The 21,142-nt window shown below is 35.1% G+C and carries 24 protein-coding genes and 1 pseudogene; 17 read left to right on the forward strand and 8 right to left on the reverse strand.

The features are described 5' to 3' along the window. Positions 1-806: group II intron maturase-specific domain-containing protein (locus tag ACIQZG_RS09695; protein WP_402754979.1), on the forward strand; the 806-nt coding region annotated here is incomplete at its 5' end. A gap of 228 nt (positions 807-1,034) precedes the next feature. Here ACIQZG_RS09695 and ACIQZG_RS09700 read toward each other — a convergent pair. Then, positions 1,035-1,613 carry a hypothetical protein gene (locus tag ACIQZG_RS09700; protein WP_402754980.1) on the reverse strand — a complete coding sequence of 193 codons (579 nt, stop codon included), beginning with the start codon at positions 1,611-1,613 and terminating at the stop codon, positions 1,035-1,037. Between the two features lie 851 nt (positions 1,614-2,464). On the opposite strand from ACIQZG_RS09700, the gene ACIQZG_RS09705 reads away from it, so the two are divergent. Next, a complete protein-coding gene (locus tag ACIQZG_RS09705) occupies positions 2,465-2,662 on the forward strand; it encodes a hypothetical protein (RefSeq protein WP_402754981.1) in 198 nt (65 codons plus the stop codon). Then, positions 2,643-2,903 carry a DUF4362 domain-containing protein gene (locus ACIQZG_RS09710; protein ID WP_402754982.1) on the forward strand — a complete coding sequence of 87 codons (261 nt, stop codon included), beginning with the start codon at positions 2,643-2,645 and terminating at the stop codon, positions 2,901-2,903. Before ACIQZG_RS09705 ends, ACIQZG_RS09710 begins: the two co-directional genes overlap by 20 nt. 851 nt (positions 2,904-3,754) lie before the next feature. Here the strand turns inward: ACIQZG_RS09710 and ACIQZG_RS09715 are convergent. Both ACIQZG_RS09715 and ACIQZG_RS09720 read right to left on the reverse strand, forming a co-directional pair. Further along, entirely contained in the window at positions 3,755-3,922 is a 168-nt protein-coding gene (locus tag ACIQZG_RS09715; RefSeq protein WP_402754983.1) for an S-layer homology domain-containing protein, read from the reverse strand. Positions 3,923-3,928: 6 nt separating this feature from the next. Beyond that, on the reverse strand, positions 3,929-4,198 hold the full coding sequence (locus ACIQZG_RS09720) for an S-layer homology domain-containing protein (RefSeq protein ID WP_402754984.1): 270 nt from the start codon (positions 4,196-4,198) through the stop codon (positions 3,929-3,931). A gap of 561 nt (positions 4,199-4,759) precedes the next feature. Between ACIQZG_RS09720 and ACIQZG_RS09725 the strand changes: the two genes are divergently transcribed. From ACIQZG_RS09725 to ACIQZG_RS09735, 3 genes are all read left to right on the forward strand, one after another. Further along, positions 4,760-5,284, forward strand: coding sequence for a hypothetical protein (locus ACIQZG_RS09725; protein WP_402754985.1), 525 nt, complete (start codon positions 4,760-4,762; stop codon positions 5,282-5,284). A 484-nt stretch (positions 5,285-5,768) separates the two neighbouring features. Next, positions 5,769-6,662, forward strand: a complete 894-nt coding sequence (locus ACIQZG_RS09730) for a hypothetical protein (RefSeq protein WP_402754986.1) — start codon at positions 5,769-5,771, stop codon at positions 6,660-6,662. Positions 6,663-6,723: 61 nt separating this feature from the next. Next, entirely contained in the window at positions 6,724-7,614 is an 891-nt protein-coding gene (locus ACIQZG_RS09735; protein ID WP_402754987.1) for a hypothetical protein, read from the forward strand. A gap of 197 nt (positions 7,615-7,811) precedes the next feature. Here ACIQZG_RS09735 and ACIQZG_RS09740 read toward each other — a convergent pair. The 4 genes and pseudogenes from ACIQZG_RS09740 to ACIQZG_RS09755 form a co-directional block, all read right to left on the reverse strand. Continuing rightward, positions 7,812-8,336: pseudogene (locus ACIQZG_RS09740) on the reverse strand (tyrosine-type recombinase/integrase). A gap of 294 nt (positions 8,337-8,630) precedes the next feature. After that, positions 8,631-8,975 carry a hypothetical protein gene (locus ACIQZG_RS09745; protein WP_402754988.1) on the reverse strand — a complete coding sequence of 115 codons (345 nt, stop codon included), beginning with the start codon at positions 8,973-8,975 and terminating at the stop codon, positions 8,631-8,633. A gap of 23 nt (positions 8,976-8,998) precedes the next feature. Beyond that, entirely contained in the window at positions 8,999-10,435 is a 1,437-nt protein-coding gene (locus ACIQZG_RS09750) for a caspase family protein (protein WP_402754989.1), read from the reverse strand. 692 nt (positions 10,436-11,127) lie between these two features. After that, complete coding sequence (locus tag ACIQZG_RS09755) at positions 11,128-12,546, reverse strand: DHA2 family efflux MFS transporter permease subunit (RefSeq protein ID WP_402754990.1); 1,419 nt, start codon at positions 12,544-12,546, stop codon at positions 11,128-11,130. 119 nt (positions 12,547-12,665) lie between these two features. Here ACIQZG_RS09755 and ACIQZG_RS09760 point away from each other — a divergent pair, with 119 nt between their 5' ends. Next, positions 12,666-13,115 (forward strand): MarR family winged helix-turn-helix transcriptional regulator, encoded by a 450-nt coding sequence (locus ACIQZG_RS09760; RefSeq protein WP_402754991.1) that lies wholly within the window; start codon positions 12,666-12,668, stop codon positions 13,113-13,115. 180 nt (positions 13,116-13,295) lie between these two features. Here the strand turns inward: ACIQZG_RS09760 and ACIQZG_RS09765 are convergent, their stop codons facing one another. Continuing rightward, positions 13,296-14,228: a DUF1385 domain-containing protein gene (locus ACIQZG_RS09765; RefSeq protein WP_402754992.1), complete on the reverse strand. Its 933-nt coding sequence runs from the start codon at positions 14,226-14,228 to the stop codon at positions 13,296-13,298. Positions 14,229-14,542: 314 nt separating this feature from the next. Here ACIQZG_RS09765 and ACIQZG_RS09770 point away from each other — a divergent pair, with 314 nt between their 5' ends. The 10 genes from ACIQZG_RS09770 to ACIQZG_RS09815 all read left to right on the forward strand — a co-directional run bounded on the left by ACIQZG_RS09770 (position 14,543) and on the right by ACIQZG_RS09815 (position 21,099). Next, the gene (locus tag ACIQZG_RS09770; protein WP_402754993.1) at positions 14,543-14,968 is read left to right on the forward strand and encodes a hypothetical protein; all 426 of its coding nucleotides are present in this window, start codon (positions 14,543-14,545) and stop codon (positions 14,966-14,968) included. Positions 14,969-15,029: 61 nt separating this feature from the next. After that, on the forward strand, positions 15,030-15,464 hold the full coding sequence (gene aroQ, locus ACIQZG_RS09775) for a type II 3-dehydroquinate dehydratase (RefSeq protein WP_402754994.1): 435 nt from the start codon (positions 15,030-15,032) through the stop codon (positions 15,462-15,464). 1 nt (position 15,465) lies between these two features. Continuing rightward, positions 15,466-16,527, forward strand: coding sequence for a M24 family metallopeptidase (locus tag ACIQZG_RS09780; protein ID WP_402754995.1), 1,062 nt, complete (start codon positions 15,466-15,468; stop codon positions 16,525-16,527). A 17-nt stretch (positions 16,528-16,544) separates the two neighbouring features. After that, positions 16,545-17,102 (forward strand): elongation factor P, encoded by a 558-nt coding sequence (gene efp / locus ACIQZG_RS09785; RefSeq protein WP_402754996.1) that lies wholly within the window; start codon positions 16,545-16,547, stop codon positions 17,100-17,102. Between the two features lie 212 nt (positions 17,103-17,314). Then, positions 17,315-18,316 carry an NAD(P)H-dependent flavin oxidoreductase gene (locus tag ACIQZG_RS09790; RefSeq protein WP_402754997.1) on the forward strand — a complete coding sequence of 334 codons (1,002 nt, stop codon included), beginning with the start codon at positions 17,315-17,317 and terminating at the stop codon, positions 18,314-18,316. A gap of 81 nt (positions 18,317-18,397) precedes the next feature. Then, positions 18,398-18,607: a hypothetical protein gene (locus ACIQZG_RS09795; protein WP_004231117.1), complete on the forward strand. Its 210-nt coding sequence runs from the start codon at positions 18,398-18,400 to the stop codon at positions 18,605-18,607. Positions 18,608-18,612: 5 nt separating this feature from the next. Further along, complete coding sequence (locus tag ACIQZG_RS09800; protein WP_402754998.1) at positions 18,613-18,990, forward strand: hypothetical protein; 378 nt, start codon at positions 18,613-18,615, stop codon at positions 18,988-18,990. A 12-nt stretch (positions 18,991-19,002) separates the two neighbouring features. Further along, complete coding sequence (locus ACIQZG_RS09805; RefSeq protein WP_402754999.1) at positions 19,003-19,914, forward strand: stage III sporulation protein AE; 912 nt, start codon at positions 19,003-19,005, stop codon at positions 19,912-19,914. Positions 19,915-20,091: 177 nt separating this feature from the next. Then, on the forward strand, positions 20,092-20,529 hold the full coding sequence (locus tag ACIQZG_RS09810) for a hypothetical protein (RefSeq protein ID WP_402755000.1): 438 nt from the start codon (positions 20,092-20,094) through the stop codon (positions 20,527-20,529). 12 nt (positions 20,530-20,541) lie between these two features. After that, a complete protein-coding gene (locus tag ACIQZG_RS09815) occupies positions 20,542-21,099 on the forward strand; it encodes a SpoIIIAH-like family protein (protein ID WP_402755001.1) in 558 nt (185 codons plus the stop codon). Positions 21,100-21,142: the final 43 nt, after the last annotated feature.

Here is a 21,142-nt window from a genome sequence, read left to right on the forward strand (position 1 = left end):
TACTTGCGAAACGAATCGAAGATAAGCGTCTGCTTAAGTTAATCCGTAAATACTTGAAATCGGGCATCATGATAAATGGTATCGTGACAACTAATAAAGAAGGTACTCCGCAAGGAGGTCCCCTAAGTCCACTGCTTTCCAACATCGTACTTGATGAACTGGACAAGGAATTGGAGGAAAGAGGTCATAAATTTGTAAGATACGCCGATGACTGCAATATCTATGTGAAAACAAAGAAATCAGGCAATCGGGTCATGAACTCTGTTACTTGGTTTATTGAAGGGAAACTTAAGTTGAAAGTTAATCTGAATAAGTCAGCAGTAGACCGTCCTTGGAAAAGGAAGTTTCTTGGATTCAGTTTCACTAATGGTATAGAACCAAAGGTTCGCATCGCCAAAGAAAGCGTGAAACGGATGAAGAACAAAATCCGAGAGATAACCTCTAGGAAGAAACCTTTTTCGATGGATTATCGAATCCAGGAACTCAATCAATACCTGATAGGGTGGTGCGGTTACTTCGTATTGGCAGATACGCCAAGTGTTTTCAGGAACTTCGATTCGTGGATCAGAAGAAGACTTCGAATGTGTACGTGGAAGGATTGGAAGCTACCAAGAACCAAGGTGAGGAAACTCATAGGGTTAGGCGCCTCGAAAGGAAAGGCTTACGAATGGGGCAACTCACGTAAAAGTTACTGGAGAATATCCAAAAGCCCAATACTAGACAGAACCCTCGGCAATACCTATTGGGAAAGCCAAGGGCTGAAAAGTCTGCAAGTTCGTTATGAAAATTTGCGTTATGTATCTTAGTTGAACCGCCGTATACGGAACCGTACGTACGGTGGTGTGAGGGGTCGGGAGTTAATCACTCCCTCCTACTCGATTCGACCAATTGTAACAGCTAAATCACTATGCCCAAGAGCCTTACTAATAAGAGCTATAATTACTACCTTTGTGCTACGATACCCTACCGCTTCACAGGAGGCGGAGACTAATTCTACGACCTCCCATGAAGTTATTCCTTCACGTCATACATAGTCATTGGCAATTCTCCCATTTCTGTTTATTTCCGTAGAAGTTATCAAGATCATCAAACGAAGCTCTGAAAATATTTAAATTAAAGTCATTCACCTCCAGCGTACCTTGAATGAAACCTAGCATGTCTTCTGAGACGTTAGAAGCGTCCTCAGCCCATTCGTTCACCACTTTGTATACTTCTTTGTCGTAAGCTGTTGAGCGGGTCATAAGGACCGATGTACCTAAGTTCTTAGTGATGCCGTTATAAGCGTTGATTGCATTATCGAAATTTAGTGATCCACCTTCATTAAGTGCCACACGTTTAAACTCTAGGTAATTCGCATACATTTCGTCTAAAGTGATTGCGTTTTCAGGTGACAGACAAAATTTATCAGTAGCAGGCTCGTGGATCACCTCAACCGCTTTTACCTCTTCGGATTCTACTAACTTAGCAATTTCACCTTTCGAGCTCAAACTTTCTTGCTTGATCTTTGTAGGAAAACTATCGGTAGATATGAGATACCATATAACTATGATACCGATCACTATAATAGATGTTAAAAATGCAATTATTACTTTGTAAACGTTATTCTTTTTCATTGTTCAATAACCTCCAAATTGTTCCCAGGAATATAACCAAGTTTTGTTTCTCCACCACTACATTCTTAACTAACCATAAATCTTTCGTTGTTTTTAAGTTATATTTTACCATAATAGGAAGTGTTGTGTGGGTAAAATATGTTTCCTGCTTTTTGAGGTAGTCAACATGACGCATAAGATTCCAAGTGGTACTAATGAAAGAATAGTTAAATTTTAAATGGATTGTTATCATGTACGGCAAAGAAGAAGTGGAAGAGGGGTATCAGAAGAGCAGAGCATTGTAGATAAGCTGTATATGCTGATTGTGAATGATAAAAGCATTAAGGATACGTAAGCGAACAAACGGTTTTCTGAAATGGTAGAGGTAGAGTATTTATATAAAATCAACGGTAGAGGTGAAGTGGACACACCTGTAAGAATAAGGATTGCCTAGCAATTAAACTTCTTAAACAGTTCGGAAGAACCTTAGAAGCTCCCACTTCAAATTTGCGATAGCTAATTAGTTCACGATACATCAACTGGATATATAATGGAAAACTAGGGGCGTTTTTTGGAAAGAAGAAGATAAAGAAAATGATTACAGGGTATTTCCCCAGTGGGAGTTAATGCAAAGCTTCGGTAAAAGGGACAACTAAATTATATCATCAGGATTGGGGAATTGGCATACCCTCATTTGGTGAGCCGTAAATTAGAAAAACGGCGCTAAGTTTTGGGAAGGGCCAATGCTCGTGCCGCGATTACCAACTTTATGTATTATAGGAGTCTCTAAAGTTGGTAGTTCAACAATTATTGGCAGCAGTACTTCATTATTTCGAGTAAAACTCGATTAAATGTAAAAGGGGTGTATTGTCATGAAAAAATTATATGTATTATTCTTTGTTTTAATAATTTATGGATGTGATGCTACAAGTCAATCACATGATATTAATATGGACCCTGATATATTTCCTTACCCTCAGCTGTTAGAAGATATAGTTGACAAGCAAAGTGAAATTAAGAATAAAGAGCGATTTGAAACGTTTTATAATAATGTTAAACAAAACAGATAGTATAAGATTGGTCAGATATACACATGAAGGTAATCTGGTGTTTTATTACCTTGAATACCAGAAAGAAATAATATATTTAAACATTGATACTCGAAGCAATAATTATGAGGAAAAAAGTCTTATTCAAACAAATTGTGACTCACTAAAAAAAGTTCAAACGAACATTGATGAAAAATACTCAATTATAGGCTGTGATCAACCTATCGACAATAACATTTTAATTATTGGAAATAGTAGTTAGTATTTAATTTGAAACTTTTCAATAAAGGGATTCTCAGTTTTTTACTATTTGGAATTCAATTAAATCTTTTAATTAGAAGCCGCCTAAACGTGTAATTCGTGTACTGAAGCAATATCTCTTTAGGAACATGCTTTACGATAGTTAGCAAAGAAGGTAGATCATTTTCTAGAGCGTATTCGTCCCATGTCGGTGTTGAAAAATGCGTTCCATGTTTCTTTACAATATCAATTAAAAATTCCTTATCATATTTTTCTCCAAGCCCGACACCAGCACCTTTATTTCCAACTGCTATTTTAACCTCATTCCAAGAGTCAAAAATACGAATAAGCCCAAAACTAGCATTTACTCTATATCAAGGATTTAATGTTTCTACAGTTAGTTTAGATAATGAAAAAAACTACTAGATAGTCTCGTGAGGTCAGATAAACGTAAGTAGTACGTACCTTTTGATTTCATTTTAACGCTCGTATCATACAATCTTTCACCAGGCTTTAAAGTCCATTTTAATCCAGATTTCCCTAACATAAACATTATATAGATAAAAATAACCAGCTTTATAAATTGTTTCATTACTTCCTCCAATTATTTTTGTAAATGTTATATATTTTATTATTTTTATAAAAATAATGTTTTTGTAAAAGATTGATATGAGACGAAAGAAATTAAATAAGACAAATAATATACCACTTTCAATTCTTGTTTTAGTTTATTTTAACAAGCCCACTTAAACTAACCTGCTCTGTGTTAGTTTAAGTACTTTTCTTCACAATCTCTCCTTAATTTTAACATAGTTAACCAAATATTCCTCATTATGTTATTCAATTAAATGGCCCGTTTTTTGAATAGAATGACTAATATAAATTGTTGTTTGGCTTAAATGTACCATCGGGGTAGCCTGTTGTAATATTAGCTGCAGCTAATTGGCTAACTGCTTCATAGGCTATGTGTCCTTTTTTTACATCACTAAATGTTTTTGTTCCTGTAGGTAAATCAAACGCTCGGGCGATGAAGGCAGCCATATGTCCTCACGTAACCTTGTTTGCCCATTTGAATGTATCATCGTTATATCCATTGATAATACCAGCCTCAACTGCTGATTGTATGTATCCACTGTTTGGATTTGACTTAGGGACATCTTTAAATTTTGTAGTACGGGGCGCTCCATCTAGTTTCACGGCTTTGGCAACAATGACACCGTGCTCCAGTAAATACAAAATGTCCTTGAAATTACTATGGCTTGGTGGTACGTCGGTAAATACTTGACTGGCACTTGCATTCTGAATTGGCAAAGTCATTGCTAGTACCAATATGAAAGCAAAAAAACTCAAAAAATATTTTTTTATATAAAATCCTCCTAGTAATAATTATAGGGGGTGATAGAATGTTTAACAATTATTCAGTATCAAAGAAGTATTATAGGTATTGATTAGCATATTTATATTATTTATTGCATTGTTAAAAATAGAAAGATGTTTTATCTTCTTAGAAAGGGGCAATTCGTAGGCTGTGAACGTTGATTTTTCACGAAATAGACTCACGTATTTGAAACAAAAATTGTTCGATATACGTGAAGTTAATTATCTTTTGTTATAGTATTCGAAATATTAAAGATGATAAAAGTGAATAAGAAATTATGAATATTATAACTGTAATGATAGTTGTTCTACCGTAGGTAAATCATAAAATTCAAGAGAAGGAAATCGTATGTATTCGTTAAGATTCTAGATGTATTATGAATCTACTTCTAAATAAAACTGTAAAACTTAATAATATTTAACATATAATAAAAATATAGGTGATGTTAACAAATCTTGTGTAAGAAGAAATAATACTTATAAATTGGGGATGGTTAATTTATGAAAAAAAAATCATATTTACTTGTTTTGTTTACTTTGGGATTTTTAATTTCGATTTCTCTATATTTTTTTAGTTCATCATCTTCGATTGATGAAAGATACTGTAAGAAATTCACGGATTTTTTTGATGAGAAATTTATTTGTGAGGAATTAATATTAATTGATACGATGAATGGTGTCGCAATTGTTCGTTCCAATGATAGTATTGTTTTTGCATTTTTAGATAATAAAATGAATTTTAAGAATTCAATTAGGTCTTTTGCTTTAGATTCATTACAGCTTTCTGGAGATAAAATAGAGTGGCGTGCAACGTCACATGAAACTTCTAACTATATTTTAGGTATCGCAACAAATGATGTAGAACAAATAATTATTCAAAGTCCTTCACATATGATACCGAATAATATCAATTATAATGGAATCAGGATTTTTTATAGTGTTTTTAGTAGTTCGGACGAATTACTACCAGTCTTTATTAATGGTTTTGACGGTGAAGGTAGTCTTATATATGGAAAAGAAAAATAAACTAAGGGTATGTTTGTTTAAATCTCGTATATAGCAATACAAAAAAGAGTTGACTTATTTTTATAGGTTCAACTCTTTTTTGTATGAAAATTAACGACAAAAAATTGGAACAGCGATATATCATGTCCTTACGAAATGACTTGTTTGAAATGCCTATTAATAGCTATATCAATGTAACTTGCGGTTATTTTCCGACAGGGGTATTGTCGGTCAACGACAGGGGTATTGTCGGTCAACGACAGGGGTATTGTCGGTCAACGACAGGGGTATTGTCGGTCAACGACAGGGGTATTGTCGGTTGAAATGTAAGTGATTGGAAAGGTAGTATTATATTAACTCGAGTGAAAGAAATAGAATTACCAGGCACTTAGTAAAGAATCTACAAAATGATACATGTATTGTTTGATATCAGATGATCTATTTTAATTGCAGATGTGTATATTCAAAAGAAACAATATTTAAAATAACACTAAGGAGTGGTTTGATGATAAAAAAATTATTGTCAAGTGCATTTGTATTAGCAATTATGCTGCCTAGTCCGGCCCTTGCTAAAGAAGATTCCAATTTAGATAACTTTAACTTACCTGTAGGAAATGTAGATATAACAGAGTTACCACTTGAATATCAGGAAACACTTGCTAAGCGTACTAAAGAAGTTGATAAGTACTTTGAAGAAATTGGGAAGTTAAGAGCGGAAATTAATTTTAAAGAAAGTGAAATTAAAAATCAGAGAGAACAAGGTTACGTAACAGCCAATATGTTTTCGAACTTGGATGCCCTTAATGATCAATTAGAGTATTTCGAGAATAATTCTTTAGAAATGGCAGGTTTAGAAAAAATCGGAACACAAGAACCACAAATACAACCATTCTCTAATAATAATCAAGCTGATGTTTCTCCACCAACAATATATTATGATGCTGATACAAATAGCTATGTATTATCAAGTGGATGGAAGTGGAATACAATTAATCCCGATAATAATAACAGTTACTACGATGCATTTGGAATTAGGGTTAATCAGGAGCCAGTATCTGTATTCTCATACGGAATATCAACTTATGACTATTACGGAAATTCCTACAAGCCTGCGTTTACTGAGCCAGAAAGTAGCACTTACGGATACATGCTGACTTTTGAAGATAAAGCAATTGGTCGTAATTATACTGCTCATAGTGGAACCTCATTCATGTTTTTCAAATACTATAATGGAATTCCTAATGGCAAGACAGTTAATTTCAACAGTGAGTATGTTCACACATATGAAAAAACTACTCTAAATAATCCAGGCGTCGGAATTAATTCTTTCTTTGGAACATTTTCTTCTAAAGAATCAGGATGGAGAGCCAAAAATTCATCTTTTAAAACATATCAGTAAATGGTTTTTCTGTATCTAAAGAGATTTTTAAAAAGTGTTTTTACTTAGGAGGTAGGAAATTATGAAAAAGAAAATATTGGCAGGTATACTAGGGTTATCTATTTTACTTCCAACACAAGCATTCGCTAATGAGACAGTTACATTTGATAAGTTAGATGTTCCAGCGGGGAAGGTTGATTTAACGGAATTACCACTCGAACACCAAAATAAATTATCAGAGCGTAGTAAAGTAATTGGTAGTTATTTTGATGAATTAATGAATATTAGAGCAGAAATTAGTTCTCTTGAAATTGAAATGTCACAACAGAGAAATCTTGGGGGAATCAGTCCATATAAACTGACTCACCTCAATGAATTGAATGAGAAATTGAATTATTATGAAAATAATTCATTGGAAATTGCAGGCTTAGTAGAGATTGATCCTGATTCACAGGATTCTTTAGTGCAACCATTTTCTAGTAAAGATCAAGTGACAGTAGACAAGCCGAAAGTATATTTTGATAATGATTCTAAGCTTTATGTCGGTGAAACGAATTGGAGATGGACATCAAATTCTGATATTAACAACTCGGGAAATGATGGAATTGGTATTACTAATACTCAAGAGACACTGTCTATTTTTGATTTTTATGTAAATACATGGGATCAGAAGGGGAATAAATATTATAATATAGGTCTTAACCCAGAAACTAGTAGTGCGGGTTATCACCTGGAATTCAACGATAGTTCTAACGGTGCCACATATAGAGGACACATAGGACAATCATGGTTCTTTTTCAAATTCTATAATGGAACACCAGTTAATAAATCTGTGAATTTTAATACTACTTACACTCACACTTATAGCGGTACACTAATAGATAGTGTTACAGTAGGTTGGGGAACTTTTAGTATAGGATTTATAGGTAGTAATAAATGGGATAGAAAGAATGAAGCAGCAATTTCTTTCTAGAAGCCAATAAAATAATTATTATTTGAAAATGGGGCTATCCCAAAAGTCAGTGATAACTGACTTTTGGTGATAGCCTTTTTAATTAAGCAGGAAATATTCAAGTATTTCATAAAAACTTGATTATATATCCTGGTTTTTTATACATAGTCCTTTTGGTTTGGGGGGAAGTATAATTATGCAGACATCACTTTCGGTGGTTAATTACAGTCCTTTATTGTATGCGATGTAACTAAACCCTCCATACGTTTATCATTCAAGGCTTTCAGTGCGTCGATTTTATCTGAATTCGCCATGTTAACATATAGGGAAGTGGTTTCTATGCTAGAATGTCCCAAGAGATCCCTTAAAATCGTAATGTCTCCGCCGTTTTTAACAAAGTCAACGGCGAAAGAGTGGCGGAGCTTATGAGGGTAAACGCCATTATCAAAATAAGCTTCCGTATACTTACATACAAAGTATTGAATTGCTCGTATACTTATTGCTTTTGAAGGTCTACGAAAACTGGTGAATAGGAAAGGGCAAATAACCGCATTAGGATAACGGTTATTACGAACATCAATAAATTGCTTTAGATAATGAAAAGCAAAGTCCATTACATAAAATGTATCCTTTTTATTCCCTTTTCAGACAATCTTGATTGTCTGATTTGTAAAATTAATGTCTTTCATTTCAAGTCTGGCTAATTCTCCAACGCGGATTCCGGAGGCCAGGAGTAACGATATAGCCGCCGATTTCTATCAATGAGTTGTTAAGCTGTTAACTGAGAAGGCTCGATTCCTAAATAATGAATTACAAAAGAGATACTAGTAGGCGAATAAGCATTTATCTTATCATCCAAATAATTGAACATTTCTTTGATTTTGATTTTATTATCTCTTTCATCAAAGTACTTATAAGTAAATGCTTTTAATAATGTTGTATATGTAATAACCGTTTGCTTTTTAAATAAGCCATTTTTTAATAGTATGGTAAATCTTATATCTTCAGATATTTCCTCGTTTTTAGAAATATGGTGATTAGCTGCTTTGAAATTGAAGATCTTTGCAATGCAATATACCATATAATTTATATTTGTCGATATCAATATTTCCAGTTATTTTAGATCTTGCTGCTTCTTCACATGCAAATGCATATACGACATTACCTTTTGTGTGTTTGATAACCTCTATAGTTTTTAAGAACTCTTTTTCTTGAGATTTATAATGTTTTTTAAATTGTTGAATATCTGTAATGTAATATCGATCTATTATTGCAAAATTGGTATCTAATATAAACAGAAATTTTGTTGATTTATTTTGAATTAACAAATCGTCAATATCGTTTATTTTTCCATCTATCCATGCAGTTGATAATGTTGTCATTTTCTCAGCTCCTTTTAAATTAATCAGATATCGCCTTTTATCTCAATTTGATAAGGAGGAACATTAGTATAGTACTGTTTTCGAATACCTATAAAGTGAATGCTAGTAATTTTTCCGTTACTTAAATGGAATTTAAGTTGTTCTATATATTCTACAGTGCCAGTGAGAATTAGATAACCTATGGCTATAGTCCTTATTCGAGTAGGAGAATAATTTTCATCTTGTAAAGTAGAAATTAAATTAGGAATAACCTCCTTTAGACTACTGTTTGTAGGATTAATAATCATGGTTTCTAAAAGAATATTTGTCATGTCACTTGTATTTGAAGAAGAAGGAATATTTAATAAAATTCGCTCAGCTCTCATCTTAGCTATTTCATCATCTGAAACAGATTTACCCATACCAATTCCTACAGCCATTCCTGATAATGCAGAGCTATGAGTACCATTTACAATTTCTAAATCTACTTCAATTTTTTCCATGCTATTTTCTACAATTATATTGCTATTTTTTACTTTAACTAGGTATGCTTGATTTCTGAAAGAAAATGGGATAATATTTTTTTGTTGATTTAATTCTCTAAGTTTACGTTCTATAGAATTAGGTGGATTTAAAATAGTCATTTTATAAATATTAGAACTTAATTCAATGAAGTTATCATATTCATAACTAATTGACCCTAACCAAAAGCTATTCTGTGAACTATTAATTTCTTCAGTTTGAGAGGATAGTATGTCTTCCTTAACTCGTGAAGTTATACGTTTTATTTCAACTGGAACTCCTGATAATGTTGAAGAGTGTAGAACAGGAATTTGTTGCCCTGAAAACTCAATAGATAGTTTATTTGTAATGAATGAGTAAAGGTTGTAAATATCAATTATTCCATCTGCATTCGCTGCAGAACCAGATAACCCTTGAATTAGATAATCAGTAAAAGCACCATGTCCTTTTCGGTCATAAGCATACTGAGAAGGTTGACACGCTGCAATAATTATTTTACCAGAACCTGTTATTTCTAATCCTCTAAGTACCTCTCGTCCTCTAACAATAGCTCCACTATGGCAAGTATCGAGTAAAGTTATGACTGTTTTAGCACTACAATTTTCAATCCAAGTATTCACATCACTCATTCTAATCATAGTGTTAGCAGTATCATTTGTTAAACCGTCATAAGGTACTAAAAAACCTTCTTCTTGATATAGATGACCATGTCCAGCCCAGAAAAGAAATAAAACATCATCTGCTACAGCAGATTCGAAAAAATCTTGTAAAGCAAAATTAATAAGGCGATTTTTTACAATGTTCCCAGTGTATTCTTGAACGTTTTCGTCTTCAAAATTTGAAGGTGCTTCAGTTAGTAATGTTTTGATTTCTCTAACATCATTTAATGTATTCGGTAAAGAAGAGAAACCTGGATCAATATTTAAATTTGCTGCTACTAAAAACGCTTTATATGCCATTTATTTACACTCCTTTTTAAGAAATAAATATAATTACTATATTATAACATGTGTGGAATATTATAAATTACAATATATATAATAGTAGAAACTAATTATTATAGTGATTACATAATTAGTGTTTTATTAGACAAAACATTATTAAAAATGGAATTAGCACAATATAATAAAATGGAAACTAAAAAAGCACCTTGAATGTTGATGTATCAAAGGTGTATAGTGATTTACATTTTTAAAAGTAACCATAAGCTGGTATTGATGGTGCGGTGAAAACTACACAATTGAATTTACTGTACGACTAATTAACAAATCAAACATATGAAGTTGTTATAACTAAGGAACCAGGGGGTACTTATGCTGGTGGTAAACACGGATTTAATACATTTTTTAATTAGTTTTAATCAATCTTTTTTATAAAAACTAATTACATATTAAATAGAAACCCATTCCTTTTGATCAATCTTTTTTCAAAACGAATGGGTTTCTTCTGTTATAAAATCAACGTTTGCGGCAAACTTTTGATCAAACTTTTGATCAAACTTTATTCAAAACCAACATCTATCTCGTCAAATTTGACGGATAGACACTTTTTGGTGTGGGGGATACTTAAAGTGTAGACGGTTTGTGAGGGAAATATTCAAAAAAACAGCCTGCCTTTGCCAAAAAAATCGACCTAGACAAACTGTTTATTATTAAGTATGAGTCATACTTCTTTTTAGTTTTACTGCTAGGAATAGCATGATGATACTACCTACCATAATGACAGCAAATGCTGCATGAATGCCTGATAGTTGCGCTTGGATGTTTGCATCAGGTAGATGCTGTAATTTTTCGTAAGAGCGTGCACTTACCGTTGATAAAATAGTCGTTAATAGCGCTGTTCCAATTGAACCAGCGAGCATACGCGTCGTATTTGTCACTGCGGCGCCGTGTCTGCTAAGTTCAGTTGACAACTGGTTCACACTATAGGTAGTCATTGTCATCATCATAATGGATACACCGAATAAAAATAATGTATAGATAATAGAGATGACTATTGCGTTCGTGTCTAACGTAATGCGTGTGTAGCCTAAAGAAGTCATGAAGACAACCGTCAAACCGACTAAAACAAGCGGTCGTATACCTTGTTTATCGAGTATAGATCCCGCTATTGGAGACATGATCCCCATAATAATGGCACCAGGTAATAGTAAAAGCCCCGTTTGAAGTGTAGACTTTTGCATTATTTGTTGAAGGAGTACAGGTGTTAATAGCTCCACACTATACATGGCTAATGCAATGAACGCACCGATGATTGTGGCGAATAAATACTGTTTATGAGTAAATACACGAAGATTGAGCATAGGTTGTTCAGTAGTAAATTGACGCCAGATGAATAGTGCAATAAATAATGCCCCGACACCGATAATGATTTGAATAGTGATAGAGCCAAACCCTTGTGTTCCGGCCATAGAAAAACCATATAGTAGTGAACCGAAGCCAATAGTAGATGTTAGAACACCGAAAATATCGAAGCGGGGCGAAGTCGTCTCTGTTACATTTTTTAAAAAGAAATAACATAATACGATATTTAGTAATGTAAATGGTAAAACGACGTAAAATAATGCACGCCATGAGTAATGCTGTAGGAGCCAACCAGATAATGTTGGTCCGAGTGCAGGCGCAAAGGTCATTGCAATACCAATCATCCCCATTGCCTTACCTCGCTCATTGGGTGGGAATAGACTAAATATGACAATGTGCACCAAAGGCATCATTACGCCTCCAGCTACAGCTTGGATTAAGCGTCCAGTGAGTAGCATATAGAAATTTGTAGCAAAGGCACTAATAAAAGTACCTGTCGCAAAGATTATTAGTGCGCCAATAAATAATTGTCGCGTTGTGAATTTACCAATTAAGTAGGCACTCATTGGAATGACAATCCCGTTTATTAGAAGGAATCCTGTTACTAACCACTGAGCAGTGCTGAGCTCAATATTGAAAATATTACTGAATTTTGGGATAGCAACATTCAGTAATGTTTGATTGAGTAGAGAAGTGAAGGAGCCAAGAACTAAGAGAATCAGCATGATAGTCCGTTTTTTCGGCTCTAATTGAATTGTTGGTTGCATAATAAATCCTTCTTTCTAGTTGCACATGCAACTAATTTGGTTGATACTAATACAATAAATGCAATTAGTTGCAAGTGCAACTAAAATAACTTAATCTTATTTTGAAAGGAGTTAAAAGTATGTCAAACCAATTACCAGAGTCAATCGGGCAATTAAACTCGATGTTATATCGGTATGGAAATATTTATATGAATGAGCAACTAAAGCCTTATCAGCTAAGTGCAGGGCAATATCAATTTTTACTCGTATTATTTTACCGTGAGGGTATTTCTCAGGATGAAGTAGCGTCTATTCTTAAAATGGACAAAGGGACAACTGCACGAGCCGTTGCTAAGTTGGAAGCTGAAGATTATGTGAGACGAGAAGTAGATGTGATGGACAAGCGTGCGAAAAAGCTCTTTCTGACAGAGAAGGCACGCCAATTTGAAAAGCAGTTGAGAACTATTTTAGAACAATGGAAAGCGATTTTAACAAGTGATCTGACAGAGGAAGAGCAAGAACAAGCCTTTGAATTACTTGGGAGGATTGCAAAAAACGCAGAGCGTTATTTAGAGAAAGCAGAAGATTAATGACTGGGAAGAGGAGTAAGGAATGGTTTTTTCTTTTTTGAGAAAAACTTCGCAAGAAACCACAATTATGCATGATGATCGAAGAAAAAGCCATGGTGGAAACGATTATTTGTTTCCACCATGGCTAAATTCATTTTATGGACTTTTTCAGCGCCTTCCAGCGTTTGCGAGCAGTTTTAATTAATCGTGATTTAATTCTAAAGCAATTTCTGGGTTTTTTTCGACTTCGCGTAACTTATTGAAAGAAGTGATCGCAACTTCGACTTGCGCGTCATTTGGTTCGCGTGTCGTTAACAATTGTAGCCATAAACCCGGGTAGCCAAGGAAACGTAATACAGGGATGTTACGGCAAGCATTTGTTGCTTGTAGTACTTCAAACGAAATTCCAAGTACGACAGGGATTAATAAAATACGGTTCACGATGCGTAACCATAATGGATCAGTTGGTACTAAGAAATACACGAACATTCCAACAATTACAGTAAATAATATGAAACTACTACCACAACGATAATGTAAACGAGATTGGGCTTGTACATTTTTTACTGTAATTTCCGCACCGGATTCATAGCAATTAATGACTTTATGTTCTGCGCCGTGATATTGGAATACACGTTTAATAATTGGTGTTAACGAGATCAAATATAAGTACGTCAATAATAAAATAAGCTTAAAGCCGCTTTCTAGTAAAATCTGTCCGGCTTTACCAGTTACCCATTTTGAAAATAACTCTGCTAAAAAGACCGGTATTAGCGTAAAGGCAAACTTACCAAATAAAAAGGACAGTACACCAACAAGTGCAACTCCTAATATCATCTGAAGCTTAGAGCCTTCCTCTACATGTTCTTCTTCCTCACCAGGAGTTACATCATAGCGATCCCCTGAAAACTGCATATGTCGCGATCCGATACCTGCAGATTCGATAAGTGCTACAACGCCACGAACAAAAGGAATTTTCTTTAGCTTTTGCAGGATAGGTTTTTGAACTTTTTTATAATGATAATAATCGATGGAATCATCGTTACGGCGAATGGCTGTAATCGTATGTTCCTTTCCTCCGAACATAACACCTTCTAATTGTGCTTGTCCCCCATATACAGGTGAATTGCTCAAGGCTGACACCACTCTCTATAATTATTTCAAATTTGCCTTGGCGTCACAGTACATTTTAGTCCAGTAACATGTCTGCCTAAATTTTGAATCGTGTTTCCACGATTATGTTTGTAAAATTTGTAGCAGCGCCGGAGGCTAATTAATATATTCCTGTATTATTGTACTAAATTTAGCGAAAAACCTCTAGAGGATTGCATAGCAAAATTTTTAAGTGGCAACACTAGTTGTATTATTTTGTCCGTTACGCGATACGGATGAAAGTACAATATGTTTTAGTAAAATGCCTAAGTAATTCCAAATAGGGGGAGAAAAAATTGAAAGTTGCCAGTATTACAGCAATTGTAAGTGCGATTACTTTAGCTATTTGTTTAAAGGGGCTACACTATTTTCATTTAATTAAATGGAATCCGATTGGTTTTTATAAAAAATGGGAACTTTTTGAGGGAAGTTCAAAGTTGTTTCAATGGAGCACGTTAACGCTTCTTTTATTTTTGTTTGCATTTCTTTTATATGTTATTTTGCAATACGTCCATATCATTCCTGCAGTTTTTTCATCCTTATTATTAGGTTTACTGTTCACTTTAATAATTGAGTGGGTTGCACTTGATTTGCCTTTACAGCTGGATTCCTTTAAAAAATTATCGATCCCATTTATTGTCGTTGTGGTTTGTTTATTACGATTTTTACTGGAAACAGCGAATTTCCATATGAAAGAGCATACAGCCGAAAAAGGAAATTAGTTGCCGTGGACATTCGATATGATAAAATTAAGTGCAATTACATAGAAAGAGGCGAATGCGCTTGAAGTTATTATGTTTAAATGGACCGAACTTAAATAGACTTGGTAAAAGAGAGCCTACAATATACGGCTATGAATCGTTAGATGATGTGAAAAATAATGTACAAAACCTCGCACAAACACTAGGTGCTACAGTAGAATTTCGTCAATCCAATCATGAAGGTGTTTTAGTGGACTGGATACACGAGGCAGAAGATGAACAATATGATGGTATCATTTTTAACCCAGGTGCATATACCCATACAAGTATTGCTTTACATGATGCGATTGCGGGGGTAACGGTACCAGTCATTGAGGTACACATCTCTAATATTCACAAGCGTGAAGCATTCCGTCATCATTCATATCTTGCACCCGCGTGTCTCGGACAGATTTGCGGGCTAGGTACGAAAGGATATGAGCTAGCACTACGCACTTTCATCGAGAGGGGGAATTGATTTGCTAAAATTGCAAAAGCTACGTACAGAACTGCAACATCAAAACATCGATGGTATTTTAATTTCGAATGAATATAATCGCAGGTATATGACAAATTTTACGGGGACTTCAGGCATAGCCATTGTTTCTCAAAATGATGCAGTTTTTATTACAGACTTTCGTTATACAGAACAAGCAGCTGCACAAATCAAAGACTTTCGCATTGTGAAGCATGAAGCAACAATAATTGAAGAAATCGCGAAGCAAGTAAAAGAAATGGGTATCAAATCATTGGGGTTTGAGAAAGATACTGTAAGCTATGGCACGTTTGAACTATACAAAAGCGTGATTCAGGCAGATTTAATACCGATTTCTGGGCTTATTGAAAAAATTCGCTTGATTAAGACGGAGCAAGAGATTAATATTATTAAGGTTGCGTGTGAAATTGCTGACCACGCATTTACACATATTTTAAACTACATTAAGCCAGGAAAAACTGAGCTTGAAGTTTCGAATGAATTAGAATTTTTCATGCGTAAACAAGGGGCAACACAGTCTTCATTTGATACGATTGTAGCATCTGGTCTTCGATCTGCATACCCACATGGTGTGGCGACGAACAAAATCATCGAAAAAGGTGATTTTGTCACACTTGACTATGGTGCACTGTATAATGGATATATTTCAGATATCACACGTACAGTAGCAGTCGGTGAACCTTCTGAAAAATTAGTGGATATGTACAATGCTGTACTCGCTTCTCAGCTTTTAGCAGTTGAAAAAGTTGGTCCTGGTTTAAAAGGGATCGAGGCGGATGCAATTGCACGTAATTACTTAAAAGCAAGAGGTTATGGTGAGGCGTTTGGTCATTCATTAGGACATGGGATTGGCCTTGAAGTACATGAAGGTCCTGGTCTATCAATGCGTTCGGAAACGGTCCTTGAGCCGGGTATGACTGTCACAATTGAGCCAGGAGTTTATTTACCAGGTATCGGTGGTGTTCGTATCGAAGACGATATACTAATCACAGAAACAGGAAATGAACGTCTAACACATTCAACTAAGGAACTTATTATTTTATAATCAATGGAGGAAAACAAATGATTTCAGTAAACGATTTTCGTACAGGTCTAACAATTATTGTGGATGGCCAATTATACCGTGTAATGGATTTCCAACACGTAAAACCAGGTAAGGGTGCTGCATTCGTACGTTCAAAATTACGTAACTTACGTAATGGTAACGTACAAGAGAAAACTTTCCGTGCTGGTGAGAAAGTAGAAAAAGCACAAATCGATAACCGCAAAATGCAATATTTATATGCACAAGGTGACGAGCATGTATTCATGGATATGGAATCTTATGATCAAACAGAATTAGCTTCTTCTGCAATCGAGTATGAGCTGAAATTCCTTAAAGAGAACATGGAAGTACACATTCAATCTTACCAAGGTGAAATGCTAGGTGTAGAGTTACCAAACACTGTTGAGCTAGAAGTAACAGAAACTGAACCAGGTATTAAAGGTGATACAGCTTCAGGTGGTACAAAACCTGCAACACTTCAAACAGGTCTTACAGTTCAAGTACCATTCTTCGTTAACCAAGGCGATATCTTAATTATCAACACAACGGATTCTTCTTACGTATCTCGTGCGTAATATAAATATGTTTTAATCATAAAAACCTGTCCTTTAGAAAAAAGGGTAGGTTTTTATGTTGTTTTATACATAGGATTGTTTACTTTCTTAAAATTGTGACATTAGGGTAGGAAATAGTCTATATTTTAGTAGAGTAGAAGATAAGATTGTATCCTCCGATAGATGGTCAGAAATAGAAGGAATGTATACAATTAAATCAAGAGGTGAGAGATATGTTACATACATTTGAAATGCAATATCCAATTATTCAGGCACCAATGGCTGGTGTCACGACACCAAAGTTTGTGGCAGCTTGTGCAGAGGCAGGCATTCTAGGTGCTATCGGGGCAGGTTATTTAGACGGAAAGCAAACACAAGCGTTTATTCAAGAGGTTAAGAAGCTTAGCGCAAAACCGTTTGCGGTGAATTTATTTGTACTTGAAGAGCCACGTATCGATATCGATGTATTGCAAAAGGCACGTATGGCTCTACAACCCTTTTATGAAGAGCTTGGGCTTTCACCTGTGCAAAGTGTAATGTCGAAGGATTTATTTGAAGAACAGGTCCAAGCTGTAATTAATGAGGAAGTAGCAATTTGTTCTTTTACATTCGGTATTCCCACTGCAAACACAATACAACGTCTTAAAGAAAAAAATACGTATCTAATCGGTACGGCGACTACTTTAGAAGAAGCCAAACTTGTAGAAGCGGCAGGACTGGATGCGGTCGTGTTACAAGGTAGTGAGGCTGGGGGGCATCGCGGCTCATTTACGGAGCCGATGACACTTCTCACACGTAATGAGCTACTTCGTCAAGTGGTGGGTGAAATAGCCATCCCAGTAATTTCAGCAGGGGGAATTATCAGTAAAGATGATGTGACAGAGGCACTAGCGAGTGGGGCCCAAGCAGTACAAATTGGTACAGCTTTCTTAGTGGCAGAAGAATGTGAAATTAATGCAACCTACAAAGCAGAAGTGCTGAATTCAAAACCACAGCAAACGACGATTACACGTGCTTTTACAGGTAAGCCGGCACGGGGACTTATCAATGATTTTACAGAGCGGATGAAGGATGAGGTGGTAGCACCTTATCCACTACAAAATCATTTAACGACTACTATTCGTAAAGAGAGCATGAAGCAAGGGAATAAGGAATATTTATCTCTTTGGATGGGAGAGAATAGTTATTTAGCTAAACCAGGTACTGTGAAGGAAATTGTAGCAAAATTTCTATAAAGAATTGATCTCTATACGTTTGTATAGAGGTCTTTTTTTGTGCGCAACTTCATATATTGCTGTACACGAGGGGGCGTATGGATGGAATTACAAGACGTATTGAGAGTCGCGGGAGTGGGACTAGTTGTTGCGCTTCTTCATGTTTTCTTTGATCAAACAGGAAAAAAAGAGTTTTCATTCTTTCTATTTTTTATTGCTTACTTGTATATGACAGCAGAACTACTGCGCTTTTTACGACTGTTTTTCCATGAAATATTAACCTTTTTCCAATGGTTGACCTCATCAGGGTAGTGTAGATGCAAATTGTCCTCGTAGCTGTTGTCATGCTGCTTTTATTATTGCTTATAAAAGAAGTTATACAGCCACTCCATGCGTTAATTAGTGTAATGTTTACGTTCTTCTTATTTAGTCTATTGTTTACTATGTTACTGATGCCATTTGTCAAGCAGTTACATGAAATGTTGGCATTTTTACCGTATGCAAAAGCAATTTTAGTGAGTGCTAGTCTTTTCTATGTGGGGCAGTGGGTATCACTCTTGCTAGTTGAGCATAGCTACAAAGTGCTCGGTGGTATTGTTTTAGATGCGGTGAAAGTCGTCATAATGTTGTATTGGTTAAAGGAATTTATAGAAGTATTGCAGGAGGTGTCGTCTATTTTACAAAGGCTAAACTAAGGAGCGAAGCCATTGCAGGCGCAAATACTATCGTTTTTAACAGATCCGTTTTTTCTTTTGCTCAAGATGACACTGATTTTATGTGGCTATGTCGTGATTATTCTTATTGTTAATATAATCGTACCAGAGTTTGAAAAAGGGACAAGGCTATTATTTTTTCTTATTGTATTAGCGACTGTCGGACCGGTAGTTGTCGACTCATTTCGACTAATTGATGAAATTGCACAAGGACTTTCACATATATTCATGGCCTTCTATCCAATTCTTACGTCCACCTTTTTACTTTCGAGTAGCATCATGGCCATAGCATCGTGGCAACCTTTTTTGCTCTTTTTTGTACAAGTATTAACGATAATAAGCAGTAAGTGGCTGATCCCAGGGGTTTTATTGGCAGTTGTTTTTGATGTGAGTAGCGTCATTGTAAAAGATATTTCATTTACGAGAATTGCCGAGTTCATTCGCTTTACGATTTTAAGTATCGTGTCGGCATCTGTTATTTGTTACATCATTTTAATGTCTGCAAGCGGTGTAGCAACATTTAGTGTCAATCGAGCTGTTGCAGAGCCTGTAAAAAAATTAATCGAAGAAAATATTCCTGTTGTGGGTTCATTTATCGTCGATAGCTTTTCGATGTTTCAGCATATGTCGCAATTTTCGACCTCCCTTACAAGTATCAGCGCGTTTATTGCAGTAGTAACGGTTGCTTTTATACCGACTGTACAGTTAGTGGTTACTGCGTATTCATTAAAATTATTGGCAGCAATTTTAGAGCCAATAGCTTTTGATGATATTTGTAAACTACTGGATCTTGTCAGCAAGTCTCTGTTTACATTATGTGCAGTGTCATTTTTGATTGCTTTTTCGTTTATGTTCACTTGTTTTTTCCTTATCGTTTTCGCACAGGTAATGGTTGGAGGGAGATAACTTGATACTTTTATTCGCGTTGCTCTTTATTTGTCAGATCTTCGTATTTTTAACGGATGACAAGCAAGTCATCTCTCTCACAAAACTGGTGATTACGTTAATTTTTTTGCAACTGTTATTAAAGATTCCATTTATCAATTCATAGGAAGAAACAAGCGTACATACACTTGAAAAAGAGTGGATGAAAGGAGGCAATGTACAAGTGATGTGGAAAAGACACGCAAAAAAACACTACCATTAATGGTCTTAATGTTGATTGTCGCCTCCGTAGGATTTTTCATCATGCTTCCAACTACTCAAACGAATTCAACTGACAAGAAAGTTGCCTATACGGATGAGGAAAAGCTTGAACAAACGCTAAAAGCGATGCAAGGTGTTGGGGAGATTAAGATTTATTTTTACTATGGACAGATGACTTCTGACATAGAGGAAAATAACTTGTTTAGTCAATATTTTAGAAGTACTGACCAAGGCGCGAAGAAAGATGTTACTGGCATGCTTATCGTCTCAGAGGGTGCTGATGATATTTTCGTGAAAAATGAAATTCGTGCTGTCGTCAGTCAAGTGATGCAATTGCCAATGCATAGGATTATTATTGTTCCAATGGAAAAATAAGGGGGAAGATGGATGCGCGTGCGTAGAAGAACGGTTTGGTTTATGACATTATTAAGTCTAGTAGCTGTTATTTCTGTATACTATTTAGTTGATCCAGCAAAACAATTTAATGGTCTAACAATATTTAGTGACGATACTTTACAAGAAACATCGATTATGGGTGTAACAGATCAAGATGGTGCAAAACAAAGTGTGACGCAGGAGGTTTCATCACCAAGTCATCTATTTGAAGAATTGCGCATGCAAGTTAGTGACGAAAGAAGTCAGCGACGTGAACAATTAACTCAAAAAATTGGTTCTGAAGAATTCACAGCTGAAGAAAAAAGTGAAGCATATAATGAAATCGATAGCCTTATTAAACAAGAATCAGTTGAAGCAACGTTAGAAATGTTGGTGAAATCATTAGGCTATCCAGATGCATTTGTACGAGCTGAGGGAGCAAAAGTAACTGTAACTGTAATGGCAGAAGAGCAGTCAACTGCCAAGGCTGATGAAATTGTTTATTTGGTAAAAACAGAAATGGAAGGTACGAAAGACGTGAAAGTAGAATTCAAGGCTAATAGTTATTAAAAGATAGTGAAAAAATAGAATATTCAGGTTATTAAACTGTTAT

The organism is Lysinibacillus sp. NPDC096418 (assembly GCF_044762775.1).
Lineage (GTDB): Bacteria > Bacillota > Bacilli > Bacillales_A > Planococcaceae > Lysinibacillus.